At 61.9% G+C, this 15,922-nt stretch carries 16 protein-coding genes; 7 read left to right on the top strand and 9 right to left on the bottom strand.

Annotation, left to right across the window (positions count from 1 at the left end; all coding sequences use genetic code 11):
• Nucleotides 1–27: 27 nt before the first annotated feature.
• Together PMI14_RS22520 and imuA are read right to left on the bottom strand one after the other, a co-directional pair.
• The gene (locus PMI14_RS22520) at nt 28–1,353 is read right to left on the bottom strand and encodes a DNA polymerase Y family protein (protein ID WP_007857714.1); all 1,326 of its coding nucleotides are present in this window, start codon (nt 1,351–1,353) and stop codon (nt 28–30) included.
• A 75-nt stretch (nt 1,354–1,428) separates the two neighbouring features.
• The gene (gene imuA / locus PMI14_RS22515; RefSeq protein WP_007857713.1) at nt 1,429–2,082 is read right to left on the bottom strand and encodes a translesion DNA synthesis-associated protein ImuA; all 654 of its coding nucleotides are present in this window, start codon (nt 2,080–2,082) and stop codon (nt 1,429–1,431) included.
• Nucleotides 2,083–2,554: 472 nt separating this feature from the next.
• On the opposite strand from imuA, the gene PMI14_RS22510 reads away from it, so the two are divergent.
• The 4 genes from PMI14_RS22510 (at nt 2,555) to PMI14_RS34350 (ending at nt 6,072) form a co-directional block, all read left to right on the top strand.
• Nucleotides 2,555–4,288, top strand: a complete 1,734-nt coding sequence (locus PMI14_RS22510) for an exodeoxyribonuclease VII large subunit (RefSeq protein ID WP_007857712.1) — start codon at nt 2,555–2,557, stop codon at nt 4,286–4,288.
• Nucleotides 4,285–4,554, top strand: a complete 270-nt coding sequence (xseB, locus tag PMI14_RS34355) for an exodeoxyribonuclease VII small subunit (protein ID WP_007857711.1) — start codon at nt 4,285–4,287, stop codon at nt 4,552–4,554. The genes PMI14_RS22510 and xseB overlap by 4 nt, the downstream gene beginning before the upstream one ends.
• A 37-nt stretch (nt 4,555–4,591) precedes the next feature.
• Nucleotides 4,592–5,500, top strand: a complete 909-nt coding sequence (locus PMI14_RS22505; RefSeq protein WP_007857710.1) for an alpha/beta fold hydrolase — start codon at nt 4,592–4,594, stop codon at nt 5,498–5,500.
• Between the two features lie 362 nt (nt 5,501–5,862).
• The gene (locus PMI14_RS34350) at nt 5,863–6,072 is read left to right on the top strand and encodes a DUF3606 domain-containing protein (protein ID WP_081497372.1); all 210 of its coding nucleotides are present in this window, start codon (nt 5,863–5,865) and stop codon (nt 6,070–6,072) included.
• 70 nt (nt 6,073–6,142) lie between these two features.
• Here PMI14_RS34350 and PMI14_RS22500 read toward each other — a convergent pair whose 3' ends face one another.
• A complete protein-coding gene (locus tag PMI14_RS22500) occupies nt 6,143–6,817 on the bottom strand; it encodes a response regulator transcription factor (protein ID WP_007857709.1) in 675 nt (224 codons plus the stop codon).
• Nucleotides 6,818–7,081: 264 nt separating this feature from the next.
• Here PMI14_RS22500 and PMI14_RS22495 point away from each other — a divergent pair, with 264 nt between their 5' ends.
• Complete coding sequence (locus PMI14_RS22495; protein ID WP_007857708.1) at nt 7,082–7,942, top strand: NmrA family NAD(P)-binding protein; 861 nt, start codon at nt 7,082–7,084, stop codon at nt 7,940–7,942.
• A gap of 220 nt (nt 7,943–8,162) precedes the next feature.
• Here the strand turns inward: PMI14_RS22495 and PMI14_RS22490 are convergent, their stop codons facing one another.
• The 4 genes from PMI14_RS22490 to PMI14_RS22475 form a co-directional block, all read right to left on the bottom strand.
• Nucleotides 8,163–8,513, bottom strand: a complete 351-nt coding sequence (locus tag PMI14_RS22490; RefSeq protein WP_007857707.1) for a hypothetical protein — start codon at nt 8,511–8,513, stop codon at nt 8,163–8,165.
• Nucleotides 8,514–8,956: 443 nt separating this feature from the next.
• The gene (locus tag PMI14_RS22485; protein WP_007857706.1) at nt 8,957–11,299 is read right to left on the bottom strand and encodes a xanthine dehydrogenase family protein molybdopterin-binding subunit; all 2,343 of its coding nucleotides are present in this window, start codon (nt 11,297–11,299) and stop codon (nt 8,957–8,959) included.
• Nucleotides 11,296–12,333: a xanthine dehydrogenase family protein subunit M gene (locus tag PMI14_RS22480; RefSeq protein ID WP_007857705.1), complete on the bottom strand. Its 1,038-nt coding sequence runs from the start codon at nt 12,331–12,333 to the stop codon at nt 11,296–11,298. Before PMI14_RS22480 ends, PMI14_RS22485 begins: the two co-directional genes overlap by 4 nt.
• On the bottom strand, nt 12,330–12,806 hold the full coding sequence (locus PMI14_RS22475; RefSeq protein WP_007857704.1) for a (2Fe-2S)-binding protein: 477 nt from the start codon (nt 12,804–12,806) through the stop codon (nt 12,330–12,332). Before PMI14_RS22475 ends, PMI14_RS22480 begins: the two co-directional genes overlap by 4 nt.
• A gap of 38 nt (nt 12,807–12,844) precedes the next feature.
• On the opposite strand from PMI14_RS22475, the gene PMI14_RS35025 reads away from it, so the two are divergent.
• Nucleotides 12,845–13,225: a hypothetical protein gene (locus tag PMI14_RS35025; protein WP_146187968.1), complete on the top strand. Its 381-nt coding sequence runs from the start codon at nt 12,845–12,847 to the stop codon at nt 13,223–13,225.
• Between the two features lie 134 nt (nt 13,226–13,359).
• On the opposite strand, the gene PMI14_RS22470 is transcribed toward PMI14_RS35025, so the two are convergent.
• Nucleotides 13,360–13,605 (bottom strand): hypothetical protein, encoded by a 246-nt coding sequence (locus PMI14_RS22470; protein WP_007857703.1) that lies wholly within the window; start codon nt 13,603–13,605, stop codon nt 13,360–13,362.
• Nucleotides 13,606–13,663: 58 nt separating this feature from the next.
• Nucleotides 13,664–14,161, bottom strand: coding sequence for a hypothetical protein (locus tag PMI14_RS34345; protein ID WP_081497371.1), 498 nt, complete (start codon nt 14,159–14,161; stop codon nt 13,664–13,666).
• A gap of 341 nt (nt 14,162–14,502) precedes the next feature.
• Between PMI14_RS34345 and PMI14_RS22465 the strand changes: the two genes are divergently transcribed.
• A partial coding sequence (locus PMI14_RS22465) for a hypothetical protein (RefSeq protein WP_007857701.1) occupies nt 14,503–15,922 on the top strand: 1,420 nt, incomplete at its 3' end.

The following is a 15,922-nucleotide window of genomic DNA, read 5'->3' as shown; positions in this document are numbered from 1 at the left end:
ACTGTTGCCTGGAGGTCGATGCATCGTTCAGGCGTACAGGCCGTGAAGGAACCAGCCTGTCTCGTCCTCGGCCAAGCGGCGCTGGAAGATCCACAGCACTCCGGCATGCCGGCTCAAGGCGATCCAGTAGTCGCGTTGCACGTTGAGCTGGCCGCCCGGTGCACCTGCAGCCGTCGAGGACTCTCGGTGCCACCAGCCGCCTTCCACGCGGTCGGGGCCCAGCAGCAACTGCAGTTGGCCTTGGTATATCGGACGGTGCTCCCGCTCGGCCAAGCGCATCGGTTCGGGCAGCACCCATGCGGGCAGTGGCAACTCGTGGCAGTCGGGTGCAGCGCGTGGACGTGCCATCTCCGCACCTTGCCAGCACTGCATCCATTCTGGGCGGTGGTCGGCATTCAGGACAGGACGCACCACGCGATCCTTGCCCAGTCGGGCCTGCACGCGCTCCAAGACCAGGGACGTGGCTTCGCCTTGGCGGATCGTCTCAGGCAGCAGTGACTTGCTCTCCTGCTTGATGGGGATGGTCTCGGAAGCAAGCAGCTCGATGTCGCCAGCGGGTGCCAGCAGCTCGACTTTGGCTAGGTGCTCGCTGAGCAGGCGGCCCAGGTGGTCCACGTTCTGCGTGGCCTCCGCGGTGCGTACGGTGATCTCGCCGCCAGTCCCTGCGGTCTTGGCGCGCATCGCGTCATGGGCCCAGCGCAACGTGAACGAGGTGACGCCCATGTGCCTGGCCGCGAGCCAGCCGGACATCTGGAGCAACAAGCGACGGGCGCCGAACATCAGCGCCATCGCGTTTTCGACGCGGAACATGAACTCCAGGCGGGCACTGAAGGTCTCGGGCAACTGCTGCCACTCGCAGACCTCCGGACGCAGTCCGTAGGCCTGGTCCAGGCAGTGAAGCAGCTCCTTGTCGAAGCGCCGGCCCAGGCCACCCCGGGGCAGCTTGCGTACATCACCCAGCGTGCGTGATCCGAGGCGGTGCAGCGTGCACTGATGGCGCGCCACCGCGGTGATCGTTTCCAGCGGTAGTTTGTCGAGGATGGATGGCAGCGGGCCTGCAAAGCCATCCACCACGCGCGAGCGCACCAGAGCCAGCGCGGCCATGCCAGTCGGGGCCCAGGCGAAAGCTTCAACGCCCAACTCACTGGCCTCCGACTCGATGCGCCCACGCAGGTGCGACAGGCCGCCGAACAGGCGTGCGCTGGCTCCCACCTCCACCAAGACCACCTCTTCGCGCACCGCCACCCTCGGAGAGAACTGCAGCGCCCAAACAGCCAGGGAAGGCAGGTCAATGGCGGTGCAGGACTCGGTGCTGGTCTTGTGCGGTAGCAGTGCGACCCAGATGCCGATCATCGGTGGCCTCCTCTCTGCGCAGGGGGATGGCGAAATCGGTGTCCAGGCGGTGCAGTCGCGGCGGCAGCACCTGGCTCAGGCGGCCGGGGATGGCCTGCAGTTCCAGCACACCGGGGCATGGCGTGCCACGGCGCTTGAGGATGCGCACATGTTCCAGCCTGTGCCGAGCGACACCAGGGTGCGCAGTGGCGCCGGCGAGGCCTCTCGCTGCGCGTTCAAGGGCCGAAAGAGAAAGACGGGCGACTGACAGGACTGGGCGTGCACCTGCAGGCGCCTGATCTGGTCCGCGCGGACCTGGGGGAGCCAGGACAGCACCGCTCCGCGGGGATTGGACTTCACCAATTGCTCCGTCACCCACAAGCGCTCGGCTGGAGTCTTGGCCTGGATCCAGACGATCTGGTCGGCGGGCACCCCGAGCTGAGCCAGGCCACCTGCATGGGGCTGCTGGGGTGGGGCAACGAGCAGTATCTGGCCGCCATTCTGGACCAGGCTGGGCAAGCATCGGCCCAGCAGGCGCCATTCGCACAGCGGTGCTTGGGCCGTGAGGACCTCGGTCAGGGCGCGTGTGGGCCAGCCACCACCCGGCAGGGAGGCGTCCAGCAGGTCAAAACCCGTAGAGATTGTCGGGTGGCCTTCGTGCACCAGGTCGTCGCCCAGCCACACTGACTCCCGCACCGAGATGGGCAGACTCTGATTGTCGAAGGGCTGGGAAGCGCGAGCGGCAGGCATGGCAAAATACTGTAATTAAATACAGTATATGGACAGACTTACTGACATGGAAAGAGGGTTCCGACGGCGGTTGAAGGCCATTGCGAGCGGTTCGCACCCAAATCGATAGCGGGGAAATCAGCGTCTGCGCTGGAGGATCAAAAGAACCATCAGCGTGGAAAAAATTTGCGATGACCAAGCGGAGCGTGCGGACGAAACCCTGGTGCAAGGTCAGCATGCTGCAATGCCCGAAGTGCCTGAAAGGCAGATTTCTGTATAAGAGCTCAACGATGGAAACCGATCAGACTGCCCCCATCAATCGCTGTGGCTACTGTGGATCTACCAACTACCGCAGAGTGGTTGAACGCGATGCACAGGGCTCGATGCGCTACGGCGAGCGTTTGTTGTGCTCGGGATGCACGCGAGAGTTCACCGACCTGGATGCCTGGCGGCTAGGCGCATCGGATGCGCCCCCGCCAGTGTCTGCAGCGGCATGACCGACACCTACCTTGTATCATCATTTGCGGACAAAGACCGCGTCAAAGCGCTGGGCGCACGTTGGGATCCGACTCGCCGGCAGTGGTATGTGCCCGAGGGCCGCGAACTGGCGCCGTTCGCGCAGTGGTTGCCTGCTGCAGATGTGCCGGCACCCGTAGTCTCGCGTGATTTGCTGGCGCCTTCCCCGACCGCGTCCAGCGGCTTGGCGGTCCCTGAAAAGAAGGGGGTATCGCTGTCTCAGTTGCTGCAAGGCGTCTCGGGGGCGGTAGCGCAGGCTTTCAAAGCCGGGGTCTGGACGCTCGTGGAGGTGGTGGATACGCGGATTCGCAACGGCCATGTGTACCTTGAAGTCTCCGAGCGCGACGTTTCGGGCGTCATCACCGCCAAGGCCAATGCTGTCATCTGGGCCAGTACGGCCAGCCAGATTCTCCCCAAGTTCGAGTCGGCGACCGGCGCCCAGATCGGGCCAGGTATCAAACTGCTGGTGCGTGCACGGCCCGTGTTCAAGCCGCAGTTCGGTTTCAGCATCGAGGTCGATGCCATCGACTCTGACTACACGCTGGGTGACTTGGAGGCCCGCAAGCGTGAAATCCGCGAGCGCTTGCAGCACGAGGGCTTGTTCGAACTGAATCGACAGTTGCCAAGTCCGTGGGATTACTACCTGGTCCTGGTCGTGGCACCGGAGGGGGGAGCCGGCTTGGGCGACTTCCAAGCTGAGGCGAAGCGGCTGGAGGCCAGTGGAATCTGCCGGTTCGTATATGTCCACAGTCGATTTCAGGGCGATGGTGCTGCTGCAGAGATCCGCATGGAGTTGCTTGGCGCGCTGGAGCGCATGGATCAAGAGGGCTTGCACCCCGACGCCGTGGCCATCATCCGCGGTGGTGGGGCTATCAACGACATGGCTTGGCTCAATGACTATGCGCTAGTGCGCGCCGTCTGCGAACTGGATGTCCCCGTGCTCACTGGCATAGGGCACGAGCGAGACAACACCGTGCTCGACGAGGTTGCCAATATCCGATTTGACACCCCTTCCAAGGTCATCGCGGGCATTGAGCGACTCATTCTGCTACGAGCCCAGGAAGCCAAGAGCTTGTTCGACGACATCATCCGCGAAGCTACGCACGCCATGGGCAGCGCGCGGCGAATCTTCTTCGAGAACTTCACTGCTATAGAGGCGGGAGCCAGGCAGGAGATTGCTCGCAGCCGGCAGCGCACTACCGAGATGTTGGCGCAACTGCAGCTCGATGCAGTGCAGGCCGTGCGAAACGGCGCCGAGCAGACCGAGCGGAGCATGGTCGATGTGCGTCGCATGGCAACGCACCAACTGGGTTGGGCCCGCAACCAGGTGCCCGCGCTAATGGCTGAAATACGCAGTGAAGCGCGGCAAACCCTGCAGACAGCACGGGCCACGATCAAAGCAGACAAAACCTTTGTGCTCGACCGGGCTGCGGCTGACGTGCGCCATATGAAAGATGCTGCCTCCAATGCGTTTGCAGAGGTAGGACCGCAAGCGCACAAGACAGTGGCGGAAGCCAGGGTCGCAGCACAGGCGCTCATCCGAGAGATCGCTGGGCAAGGACCCGCAAAGACTTTGAGCCGTGGCTTTGCGCTGGTGCGTGATGCTGCTGGCAAGGCAGTTACCAGTGCGACCAGCGCTGGTGCCAAGGTCACCATCCAATTCAGAGACGGCACGCGCAGCGCGACGCTGCGCAAGGAAGACAAGCCATGAGCGAAACGTTCAAGAAATCATATGGGGTGTTGCAAGCGCATGCCCAGACCCTGCGCAAGCAGACTGAACCAAACATCGATGATCTTCTTCGCATCGTTGAGGAATCGGTTGCTGCGTACAAGGTATGCCAGACGCGCATCGACGCGGTGGAAAAAGCACTTGAAACGGCTTTGAACTCCGCCGCAGAACCGCCAACTTCAAACTCTGCGAAGGCTGCTTCGACATCCGCTGCCGCACCTGGCACTGATGACGACATTCCCTTTTAGCGCCAGCCTGTGCAATGCGGCTGTAAAGGAGACACCCATGGATCGCATGAAACCCCCACGCACTGTCCAGGCCGGAGTTCTAAACATTGCATACGTCGAACAAGGCCCTGCCGATGGGCCGCCGGTGGTGTTGATGCACGGATTTCCGTATGACATCCATAGCTATCAAGAGGTCGCTCCGCTCCTGGCCGAGGCCGGCTGTCGCGTGCTTGTCCCATATCTGCGTGGATATGGCTCCACACGCTTTCTGCACACGGCCACCGTGCGGTCAGGCGAGCAGGCAGCGCTAGGAGCCGACCTGCTCGCCTTTCTAGACGCGCTAAAGATCGATCGTACTTATCTTGCCGGTTACGACTGGGGTGGCCGCGCCGCGTGTGTCGTTGCCGCTCTCTGGCCCGAGCGATGTGCAGGCCTGGTGTCCGTGAACAGCTACAACATCCAAAACATTGCCAAGGCCCTAGTGCCAGAAGAGCCTGAAAAGGAGCTGAGGCTTTGGTACCAGTACTACTTCCACAGCGAGCGTGGCCATGCGGGGCTGAAGCAAAACCGCGGCCCTTTGGCGAAGCTGTTGTGGCAACTGTGGTCACCGACCTGGCGCTTCGATGATGCCACTTTCGAGCAGAGCGCTGCAGCCTTCGACAACCCGGATTTCGTCGAAGTGGTAATCCACTCGTACCGGCACCGCTACGCCTTGGTGCCGGGTGATCCGGCCTATGCCGGCATCGAAGCGAAGCTTGCCCAGCAACCCGTCATCACCGTTCCATCTATCACCTTGGATGGCGCCGACGACGGAGTGCGTCCGCCGGCGGAGACGTCGGTACATGCAGCACGCTTCAGCGCTCTGCACGGCCATCGGATCCTGGACGGCGTCGGTCACAACCTTCCGCAAGAAGCACCACAGGAATTCGCCATGGCGGTGCTGGAACTCGTCAGGGGCAAAGGCTGACTGCGCTGGCGCATCACTTCCGAAATCCAGGCTCAGCCGTTGACGTGGCTATTTGGAAGACCGGCTGCGCCTGCCCTTGATGATTCCAAGTTTGGTCTGCCAGCACTCGGCGCATATCCAGACGAACGGGCGATTTCGCATCCGCCTTGGATATTGCGTCGCTCCTTGTGCACAGCACATTCACGCATTGAGTCGAGGGAACCATCCAATGGATTTTCAGTTCAACTTAACTCGCAACGACGGTCGGTGCGGTCCAACCGAACTCATCCATTGCAGAAGGTAAATATGCTACTCGCCTACATTGCGAGCCGGTTCACAGGGCTAGCATTTGAAACGGTAGACCAACCAGAAAGGACATACCGATGGCGCAATCGAACCCTCAACCAGATCGCATTGACGTAAACGACGCCGCATCACTGGCTCGTTGGAAGCGTGAGCTCGACACGACTGAAGAACAGCTGAAGAACGCAGTTGCCCAGGTTGGAGACAAGGCGACCGACATTGAGCTGCATCTCAAGGGAGCGCGAAGTTCAACAAACGCTGATCGGGTGCAACAGTCAGGCTCCAAATAGCTGGCCCCCAAGCGGCAGTGAGGCCGTGCTTCGCCCTTGCGAATTCGCACGGCTCTCAAGAGATGCCCCGTCAGTCGATGAGGCCGTGCTTTAGCGCGTAGTAGGTCACTTCGCTATTGCTGTCGAGCCCGAGTTTCTTCAAGGTTCTGGTGCGATAGGTGCTTACTGTCTTGGTGCTCAAGTTAAGCATTTTTCCAATCTCACCGACGTCCTGTCCCTGAGCGAGCTTCAAGAAAATCTGAAACTCCCGCGCCTTCAGCGACTCGTGGGGGAGGCTTGGCTTCGGCTTCAGAACCTCCTGGGCGAGCAATTCCGCCACCTCGCTCGTAAGGTATCGTCGACCTTCGCCGACGACCCGAATAGCGCGCACCACCTCATCCGGATCGCAGTCCTTGTTGAGGTAACCATCTACGCCCTGTTGCAAAAGGGTGATGGCGTATTGCGAAACTGGCATCCCCGAAAAAATGAGAATGCCTGTATCTGGCGAGCGAGCCTTCAAGCTGGCCAGGGCATCCAACCCGCTGAACTGGGGCATCGTCAGATCAAGCACCAGCACGTCAATGGCGTGGTCGCGCACCAAGTTCATCGCTTCACGACCGTTGCCTGCTTCGGCAATGATGTGAATGTCATCATGGCTTTCTAGGTATTCGCGCAATCCCCTGCGCACGATCGCGTGATCGTCCACCAGTGCCACTCTGACCTTCTTCTGCGTGAGCCGGGGTTTTTCGAAGTCTGCTTGCAGCATTGATCCCTCACAAACTATTTTTTGGGTTGGAAACCGCAAGCACTCTATCAATCGGAACTGTTATGGCAGTTCCTAGCTTTCTTATATCGATGTAGGAAAACTCCGAAGGCAGCTCAGCATTGGCGGTTCAAGGTCGTGCTCAGTGGTTGGTCGCGCTGCCCTCGTTAGGAATCGCCCTGTTACCAATTTGCCTGACCTGCTGACAGGATCTGTCGGTAGGAGGTCAAAAAATGGACACCTGAATTTCCTATGGAGGATCTGCATATGTACGTAGTCATGGGAGGCACTGGTCACGTGGGCTCTGGTGTGGCCTCAACTCTTTTGGCGCGAGGTGAGCCCGTCGGCATCGTCACCCATCACGCCGAGCACGCGAAGGAATGGAAACAACGCGGAGCGGAGATCCTGGTGGCGGATATCTGGAAGCCTGCTTCTCTCAGGGCCGCGTTCAAGCAAGGACGCCGCGCTTTCGTGCTCAATCCGCCCGCAGACACATCGCTGGATACGGATATCGTGGAACGGCAGACGGTCGCCAATATCCTGGAAGCGTTGGAAGAATCGGGGCTGGAGAAGGTGGTTGCGGCTTCAACCGGCGGGGCCCAGGCCGGAGATCGCATCGGGGATCTCAACGTGCTTTGGGAACTAGAGCAGGGGCTGGGGAGGTTATCCACTCCCGCCGCCGTGCAGCGCGGTGCTTACTACATGAGCAATTGGTTCGCTCAGATCGACGCCGTGAGCCAAACAGGCCAGTTGCATTCGATGATCCCCGCTGACATGGCGATTCCGATGGTGGCGCCAAGCGACTTGGGAAAGTACGCAGCTGAACGATTGCTTTCCTCGGTGAGCGACGTGGCCCTTCGCCATGTCGAAGGTCCTAGGCGATACAGTCCAAGGGACGTGGCACAAAGCGTTTCTCAAGTGTTGGGCAGACCCGTGGAGGTGGTTGTCACGCCGCGCGCCCAAATGGAAGAGGCGTTCCGCGCGCTGGGATTCTCGGCAGCGGCGGCTGAGTCATACGCCAGGATGACACGCCTCAGCATAGACAATGGTTTTGCGATGCCGGACGACTCTGTGCGGGGGGATACCAGCTTTGACGAATATCTGCATAGTGCATTTGCAAGAGCTTGATCGGTCCCGGCGGCCCTCCACGGCGAGATCGCGGAGAGGTACGGGTTCCACGTGAGTCGCAAGCCTAGTGCTGTTGGCCTTCATCAATCCGATGGAGTTTCCCGGAACTGAAAACTTGGTGCCAGCCGCACTACAGGGGGGCTTCTTGGTGGAGCAGGCCATCGGACGCCTTGCCAGTCTCCTGATGCGTAGGAGGGTAGCGCTAGAAGGCGGTATTTGGCTATTTGGGTGCGGCCGTTTCCTCTTCAACAATGCCCAGCATGTGCAGCTGGCCGCGGATCACGGAGACGTCACCTAGTGCGAACACGATCTGATCTTCTTCGCTGAAGCTCATAGGTTGGAGTCGCGATAGTTGCCTGCATGCGTCATCCAGTTTGGTCAGGCGCTCAAGCACATAACTGTCGGCTTCACTCACCCCCGCGAGTTCTGAGCGGAGGCTGGGAAGTTGCGACATCATGAGCCTTCGCCCTTCGCGTGTACTGGCCTTGAAGTTGCCCCAAAAGGTCTCAAGGTCGCTCATAGCCTTTTCGCCGCGCATGAGGGTCTCGGCACTCCATCGCTTTTTGTCCATTTTTTTTCTCCTGAGGTGTTGCGGCCATCCTGCCGTGGATCGAAACCAGGCGTTCTGCCCAGGCAGACCAGCGTGGCCGACCCAGGGGGGCACAGTTCGCCCGCTTACCTAGCAGGCACCGATGGCTCAATCGGTCGTGCGCACCGCCTGCACCTGCCTGCCCAGCAACAGAATATCTTGCCACCGGCGACTGGGGCGGCCGATCGCGTATCACTATCTGCGCGGCACTTTATAGGCCGTGAGCTGGGGGCGCCAGTGGCGCTCCACTTCCTCGGCGGTCAACGCCGAAGAAGCTGCTCCACCCACACACTCATCTCTGAGCAGTTGCTTGACGCCGGCCACAACACTCTGGCCACGCTCCCGCGCCACGCCGGCGGAACGCCTTGTTCAAGCGGCTGGCCCCGGTTCCCGGCTGCTAGTACCACGACGGCACCGTGGCTTAGCTAGTCAGCGGCGAGAACGACGCTATCCATATAGCTGCCTGGACGCTTACCCTCGTTCTCTAGTTGCATCACTTTGTCCGGCGTCAAGGGCGTACTTCGCACACGCTTGCCGGTGGCATGGAAGATGGCATTGGAGATGGCAGCCGCAACGCCCACCTGGCCGATTTCACCCACGCCTTTGGCGCCAAGCCGGCTCACGATCCGGTCATCCTCATCGACGAAGATCACGTCAATATCGTGGATGTCCGCCTGCACCGGGATGTGGTACTCGGCAAAGCTGTGGTTCATGAAGCGACCCAGTGAATTGTCGGAATGGGCTTCCTCATGAAGAGCCTGGCTGATACCCCACACCACGCCACCGTGGATCTGGCTGCGGGCCGTCTTCGCGCTGATGATGCGGCCAGCTGCGATGGCGCTCACCACGCGTGTCACACGGACTGTGCCCAGCTCTTCGTCCACCCGCACCTCGCAGAACACCGCAGAATGGGTCGCCCGCGAATACTTGCGCTGCTTGAGCATGTGCGGGAGCATCAAGTACTTCTCCTCAAGAGGCTCGCCGCCAGCAGCGGCAAGAATCTGCGCGAGCGGCAACTGCGCTCCTGACACCCCCTTCAGGCGCAGGGTGCCGCGAACGAATTCCACGTCTGCGAAGCGCGCCTTGGCAAACGGTGAATCGTCCAGTCCACGGGCCACCTTGAACAGCCTCTTTCGCAGCTTCTCGCAAACGCCTTCCACGGCCGATCCCACCGTGGCCACGTGCGATGAGCCGCCTTCGATGGGCGCGACCGGCAAGGTCGAATCCCCGAGCTTGAAGGTCACGTTCTCCAGTGGCAGGCCCAGGGCCGCGGCGGCAATCTGCGCCATGACGGTATAGGTGCCCGTGCCAATGTCGCTCGCAGCGCTGCTTACTTCCAGCCGGCCGTCAGCATGGAGCACTGCCCGCGCACGGGCGAGCATCTGCATTGCATCCCAGACGCCTGTCGCCATGCCCCAGCCGACCAGTTCGTTGCCCTCCCGCATGGACCGTGGCTCCAGCGGGCGTTTTGCCCAGCCAAAGCGCTCGGCGCCCTGTGCATAGCAGGCCTTCAACTCCTTGGTGGAATGGGGTAGGTCCCTGGACGGGTCGCGCTCGGCGTAGTTCTTCAACCGCAGAGCCAAGGGATCCATCCCGAGCGCGTACGAGAGTTCATCCATGGCGATTTCGAGCGCGTGCACTCCATGGGCAGCGCCGGGTGCTCGCATGTCGATGGGGCTGTAGCGGTCTAGGTCGACGAGCTTGTACTCCAGGCGAACGTTGTCGCTCGTGTACAGCTGGCCCGACCAATTCACCACCACCTCGACATAGTCTTCCAGGCGCGATGTCTCTGCGACCGCCTCATGGATGACGGACTGGAGGGTGCCATCGCGGTCGGCGGCAAGCCGCACGCGCTGCACGGTTTCCGGCCGGTGCCCGAAGGTGAACATCTGCTGGCGGGTCAGCACGAGCCTTACAGAGCGTTCGGTATGCAGCGAAGCCATCACCGCTAGGATGAGGTTGTACTGCGGCCGCAGCCCCGATCCGAAAGCACCCCCGACAAACGGATTCTTGACCGTGACCTTGTCCTTGCCCAAGCCAAAGACACGGGACACCACCCAGCGGCTGTTCTGCGATCCCTGCGTCTTGTCGTAGATGGTGAGGTGCCCTTCCTCGTCGCGTACTACGGTGGTGGCGTGCATCTCCAGAGGGTTGTGGTATTCAGCCCCGCTGTAGTACTGCGCATCGATCTTCACCGGCGCCGCCGCAAAGGCGGCGTCCGCATCCCCCTTGGGATTGGGTGGCGGCACATACCCGGCCTTGAACCCCTTGGGCTCGTGGGCCCGGTGAAGCGCGGCCATCAGGTCGGTTTCATGCTTCTCGACTTCGTACTCGACCTCCACCAGCTGGGAAGCTTCGCGGGCCGCCTCGAAGGTTTCTGCCAGCACCAGCGCGATGGGTTGTCCGCTGTATAGGATCGCATCGCTGTGCAGGGGCTTGAAGGGCGAGCCACCCGGTGCCGTCATGTCCTTGTAGAAGATGTCCATGGACCGGGTCTTGGGTCGATTCTCGTGGGTCAGGATGTCGCGCACGCCCGCGACGGCCAACGCGCGCTCGAGCGTGAAGCGGGTAATACGGCCCCGAGTGATCGTGCTGTTCACCACCACCCCGAACAGCATCCCCTGCACGAAGTGGTCTGCCGCATACAGCGCCTGGCCCGTGACTTTGGCGCGCCCGTCTGTGCGTGAAACGGAGTCTCCGATTCGGACGTAGCCCGTGCCGGGCTCCGCCTTGGGCTGCTGGGTGTTTTGGCTGAGAGTCGATGTCATGCGGTGTGCCCTTTCACAGCGTTGCCTGGCAACAGACTGGTTTGCCCGGCCAGGGCCATCTCAAGGGCGCGCACCACTGCGCGCTGGGCCATGGGAATCTTGAACGCGTTGCTCCCGGGCCCGCTGCCCTGCGGGACTGCGCCAGCCAGCAGGGCTGCACCCGCTTCGGCAAACACCGTACGCTCGGGCCTTTTCCCCTGCAGCAGGGCCTCCGCCTGCGTTTGGCGCCAAGGCTTGTGCGCAACGCCGCCGACGGCGATTCGTGCTTCGACGATCCGACCACTCTCATCCAGGTGAAGTGCCGCAGCCACCGACACGAGCGCGAAGGCGTACGACGCTCTTTCCCTGATCTTGAGGTAGGCGCTGTGCTGAGCAAACTGGGAAGACGGGGGCAACTCGATGTGCGTGATCAACTCGCCCGGGTGCATAGTGTTGTCGATGTCGGGGTGGTCCCCGGGCAGCCGGTGGAACTCGGCGAATGGAACGCTTCTGCGCTCCGCGGGGGATTCGAGGTGCACCACTGCATCCAGCGCAGCCAGTGCCACGCACATGTCTGAAGGGTGGGTGGCTATGCACTGCGGGCTGGCGCCCAGGATGGCGTGCTGGCGTGCCAGGTTGCCTATGGCCGAGCACCCGCCACCGGGCAGGCGCTTGTTGCAGGGCGTGCCGGTGTCGTAGAAGTAATGGCACCGGGTGCGTTGAAGCAGGTTGCCCCCATCGGTGGCCATGTTGCGGATCTGCGGGGACGCGCCCGAGAGGATGGCAGCCGAGAGCAGGGGATACCTGTCGCGCACCAGCGGATGATATGCCGTGGCCGCATTGCGGGCCAACGCGCCCAGCAACACCCCGCCACTCTGGGTTTGCTCGATGGCGCTCAGCGGCAGCGGGTTGATGTCAACGAGCGTCCGCGGGCGCGCCACGCCCTCCTTCATCAGATCGAGCAGGTTGGTGCCTCCGGCAATAAAGGCGCCCTCGTTCCCCGAAGCCAGCGCTTGCGCCGTGTCTGTGGCCGCCAAATAGGTAAAGCCTTTCATGGCGTTCCCCGGGCGCCCAATGCGACTTCTGTCACCGCGTTGAGAATCTGCACATACGCACCGCAACGGCACAGGTTGCCGCTCATGAGCTCGCGCACCTCGTCGCGCGTCCTGGCATGGCCCTCCTTCATCAGGCCCACTGCGGAACACAGCTGGCCAGGGGTGCAATACCCGCACTGGAAGGCGTCATGCTCAACGAAGGCCTGCTGCAAGGGGTGCAACTGGCCGTCCTTGGCAAGACCCTCCACGGTGGTCACCTGACAGCCATCCCGCATAACCGCGAGGGTCAGGCACGAGTTGATGCGCTCGCCATTGACCAGCACGGTGCATGCACCGCACTGACCGTGGTCGCAGCCTTTCTTGACGCCCGTGAGGCCGAGCTTGTCGTGAAGGAGGTCCAGCAACGTGACCGATGGCTCGATATCGAACCTGCGGGTTCGGCCGTTGACTGTCAGGGAAATGGAATGCGGCATGGAGCGGCTCTTTTGTCGACTCTGGGAAATCGATTCTTATGAGCGGCGCTAATCGAACCCTGTCGGACAACAAGCCATCCCGTCACTCGGCTGCGTATTTGGGCTGCTGCACGAGATCCAACGCCGAGTGGTTGAAGCTTCTTTACCAACGCCTCACCGAGCGCGATCAACGACATCACGCCCTCGCAAGGCTCGAATTGCTAGGCCAGCCGTGGACAAAGAGATTTCTCGTCGAAGCAAGCCTGGGCTCGCTGAATCGCCCCGGGGCGATTCACGATGGCGACATGGGGCCTTTAGGAGGCCATTCGACGCTGGCGCACGTTGCACTCATGAAGAAGCACTTCACGCTCAGCGAATGCCAGATGCTCGAGAGATCGGCGATCGCGAACGGAGTACACGGGATAGGCTGGCAGCGTTGAGGCAAAGCCGCAGCAGCGGACTTACGCGGGCTCATCGATCTGTGACTGCCTGCGCTGATGGCCTACTTCTTCGCCTGCTCAAACTGCAGGACTGGTTCTATGCAGCCTGGATAGGGTGCACGGGTGCTTGGAACCTACTTGGTAGCACCCATATTGCCTTGAAGCACCCCCAGCATATGCTGTTTTGCTTCGGCGAGCTGTGCTTTGTCGGTGTCGTGGACCTTCTTGAAGAATGCGGCGCACTCTGGCGAGCCTGCAGCTTCGGCGTCCTTGATGTACTGGTCGTACGCCATCAATGCCTGGGCCTTGTTCTGAATCAAGGTGATCCAGTCGTAGGCAAGGTCGCTGAGAGGATGTGGATCATTGGGTTTTTCTTGCATGGTTTTTCCAAGAGTTGAAGTAAGCAAAAAGGCATTGAAGATGCCCCGCATGCAGTTGTTAGCGACCATCCTTGTCGGAGTCACCGGGAACTGCCCGTTCCACAGCATTGCTCACCCGATGCCATGCATCCCGGGTTGCGTGCTTTGCCTTCTCCCATTCGAGTGAGGACCGTCCCCTGACTCCGCCCCAGTCTCTGCCGAGCTCGGGTTCGATGTCTTCGTACGTGCGATTGGGGTACTTGGAATAGGAATCGACGCCATAGCGATAGGCAGGTTGATACTCGTCGTAGGTCGATCCGCCGGCATAGGGCCGCGAAGAAAAGTTCTCGCGCCAATAGGTATCTTCAACAGCGGGATCCGCTGCCTTGCTACCCATGACGGCGCCCGCCACAGCGCCAACGACAGCCCCTACGGCAGCGCCTGCTGGCCCAGTCAAACCCCCTGCCAGGGCTCCGGCAGCGGCTCCACCGGCAATCCCTCCTGCCGCGCCCCCGACGACGGCACCAGCGCCAGGTTTGTTCTCGGGATCAAGTGGACTGGTACGAAGCTCGCTCATGATGGTCTCCTTGGAGTTGCCCGCAGGGTGCTCGATTGACGCCTGCCGCAGCTGGGTTGGAAAACCCTCAAAGTACGGCTTGCAACGGCGGATGGACCTAGGCAGGCATGCCAATTTACCTTCAGGGATCTCCTACAGTGTTGGTTCGGCCGCTGCGTCCTTTCCTACGCGGCAGTTCGCACGCTTCTATCCGATAGCAAAATCTAAAGCCGAATTTGCAACGTCGATTGAAGGTCGCAAAGGCTGAATATGGGTGTGTGGACAAATTGTCAATCTAGCGGGCATCGAGCCTGGACACAATGGCGCCTCGGACGCCTTCTCGCCTTTCTACACCACCCCTCATGTCTTCCAACATCCTGACCTTTACCTGCATCGGCGCCGATGCCCTTATGCTCTCCGCGCTGCATGGTCACCTCCAGGCCGCAGTCGGCCAGTTCGCCGACCAGTGGCCCGCGCCGCTGCAAGATTGCTTCGACGATTGGGAGAAGCCCTTCTTGGCTAGTACGTCGCTGCGCGGCGAGACCCTGCGCTTCGTGATCGACAGCTCATCCGGCGACGAGCTGGAGAAGGCGCACATCCAGGCATTGCACGACGCCGGCGCGACGCACATCCGGGTGCGCATCTGGTACGGGCAGGTCGGCGAAACGCGAACGCTGCATTACCAAGGCGGCAAGAAGGTGGCGGCCAAGGCCTTCCCGGCGCCGACGCTGACCGAGGAGGAGCAGCTGCTGGAGCTGCTGCTCGACGGCAAGGAGGCGGCCTTCGCCAAGGCCATCAAGGACGGTGCACCGAAGAACGCCGTGGTCGATGGCGCACCGCTTCTGGTGCATGCGGCCAAGGCCGGACTGGGCAAGGCGGTGTCGGCGCTGCTGAACGCGGGCGTCGACCTGACCGCCTGCTTGGCCTGGGTCGACGAGGTCGCAGAGGTTGTGCAGCGCTACGGCGGCAAGAACACCCCGGCGCTGCTGCGCACGTTCGTCCAGGCGCCACAGGCCGACCCGGCGGCGCTGTGGCGCTCGGAGTATGTGCTGCGCGCGCTCTGCGACCATCCCGAGCTGCTGGCCGTGCTGGCGTCGCGCGAGGGCGTGGACGTCAACGCGCAGATCCGCTGGGCCCTGCACCCGGAGCAGGTGCGGGGCAGCCTGCTCTTCAACAGTGTGGATTTCTTCAAGGACCGGCCGGACGTGCTGGCCGTGCTGGAGACGCTGGGCGCGCGCTCCGTTGCGCCGCCGGCCATGAGCGATCAACGCCGACTGGAGCGCCTGTACTGGCAGGAGCGCGACGCAGGCACCGTTGCCGAACTGGTCGCCGCGGGGGTGAACCTGGACACCCCGCTGTGGGATGACCGCCCCAACTCCCTGCTGGGCAACGTGATGCGCCACCCGATGATGGGCCGCCGGCCGCTGACCCTGGCCAACGAGCTGCTCGCCAGCGGTGCCAGCGCCGCGTTCTGGATGGCGACAGATGCCTTTCAGCGCGAGGTGCTCACGAGCCTCTTCGACGGCGAGGATCTGGCACTGGCGCGCATGGTGGACGTCCCGCTACGCGACGACCAGCCCTTCGTGCCGGCGCGCGATGCCGGATTGATCGTAGATTTCATGGCCGGGCTGCTGGCCCAGAGCCTTGACGCCAACATGACCGTGCACCTGTGCGTGCGCAAGCTGAAGGGCAGCGGCATGGACGCGGACTTCCGCTACACGCGTCTGTACTGGCGCGGCTCGCTGCTCGGTGCCGTCGCGCTGCTGCTGTGCGGTCGCGGCA

Origin of the sequence: Acidovorax sp. CF316 (assembly GCF_000276605.1) — a bacterium.
Taxonomy (GTDB): domain Bacteria; phylum Pseudomonadota; class Gammaproteobacteria; order Burkholderiales; family Burkholderiaceae_C; genus Acidovorax.
The sequence above is the reverse complement of the archived record's forward strand: the minus strand, read 5'-3'. Positions and strand labels throughout refer to the sequence as shown.

Excerpts from the sequence above, each read along its gene's own strand:
- PMI14_RS22520 (WP_007857714.1), bottom strand. The coding sequence starts at position 1,353 with ATGATCGGCATCTGGGTCGCACTGCTACCGCACAAGACCAGCACCGAG.
- imuA (WP_007857713.1), bottom strand. The coding sequence starts at position 2,082 with ATGCCTGCCGCTCGCGCTTCCCAGCCCTTCGACAATCAGAGTCTGCCC.
- PMI14_RS22510 (WP_007857712.1), top strand. The coding sequence starts at position 2,555 with ATGACCGACACCTACCTTGTATCATCATTTGCGGACAAAGACCGCGTC.
- xseB (WP_007857711.1), top strand. The coding sequence starts at position 4,285 with ATGAGCGAAACGTTCAAGAAATCATATGGGGTGTTGCAAGCGCATGCC.
- PMI14_RS22505 (WP_007857710.1), top strand. The coding sequence starts at position 4,592 with ATGGATCGCATGAAACCCCCACGCACTGTCCAGGCCGGAGTTCTAAAC.
- PMI14_RS34350 (WP_081497372.1), top strand. The coding sequence starts at position 5,863 with ATGGCGCAATCGAACCCTCAACCAGATCGCATTGACGTAAACGACGCC.
- PMI14_RS22500 (WP_007857709.1), bottom strand. The coding sequence starts at position 6,817 with ATGCTGCAAGCAGACTTCGAAAAACCCCGGCTCACGCAGAAGAAGGTC.
- PMI14_RS22495 (WP_007857708.1), top strand. The coding sequence starts at position 7,082 with ATGTACGTAGTCATGGGAGGCACTGGTCACGTGGGCTCTGGTGTGGCC.
- PMI14_RS22490 (WP_007857707.1), bottom strand. The coding sequence starts at position 8,513 with ATGGACAAAAAGCGATGGAGTGCCGAGACCCTCATGCGCGGCGAAAAG.
- PMI14_RS22485 (WP_007857706.1), bottom strand. The coding sequence starts at position 11,299 with ATGACATCGACTCTCAGCCAAAACACCCAGCAGCCCAAGGCGGAGCCC.
- PMI14_RS22480 (WP_007857705.1), bottom strand. The coding sequence starts at position 12,333 with ATGAAAGGCTTTACCTATTTGGCGGCCACAGACACGGCGCAAGCGCTG.
- PMI14_RS22475 (WP_007857704.1), bottom strand. The coding sequence starts at position 12,806 with ATGCCGCATTCCATTTCCCTGACAGTCAACGGCCGAACCCGCAGGTTC.
- PMI14_RS35025 (WP_146187968.1), top strand. The coding sequence starts at position 12,845 with ATGAGCGGCGCTAATCGAACCCTGTCGGACAACAAGCCATCCCGTCAC.
- PMI14_RS22470 (WP_007857703.1), bottom strand. The coding sequence starts at position 13,605 with ATGCAAGAAAAACCCAATGATCCACATCCTCTCAGCGACCTTGCCTAC.
- PMI14_RS34345 (WP_081497371.1), bottom strand. The coding sequence starts at position 14,161 with ATGAGCGAGCTTCGTACCAGTCCACTTGATCCCGAGAACAAACCTGGC.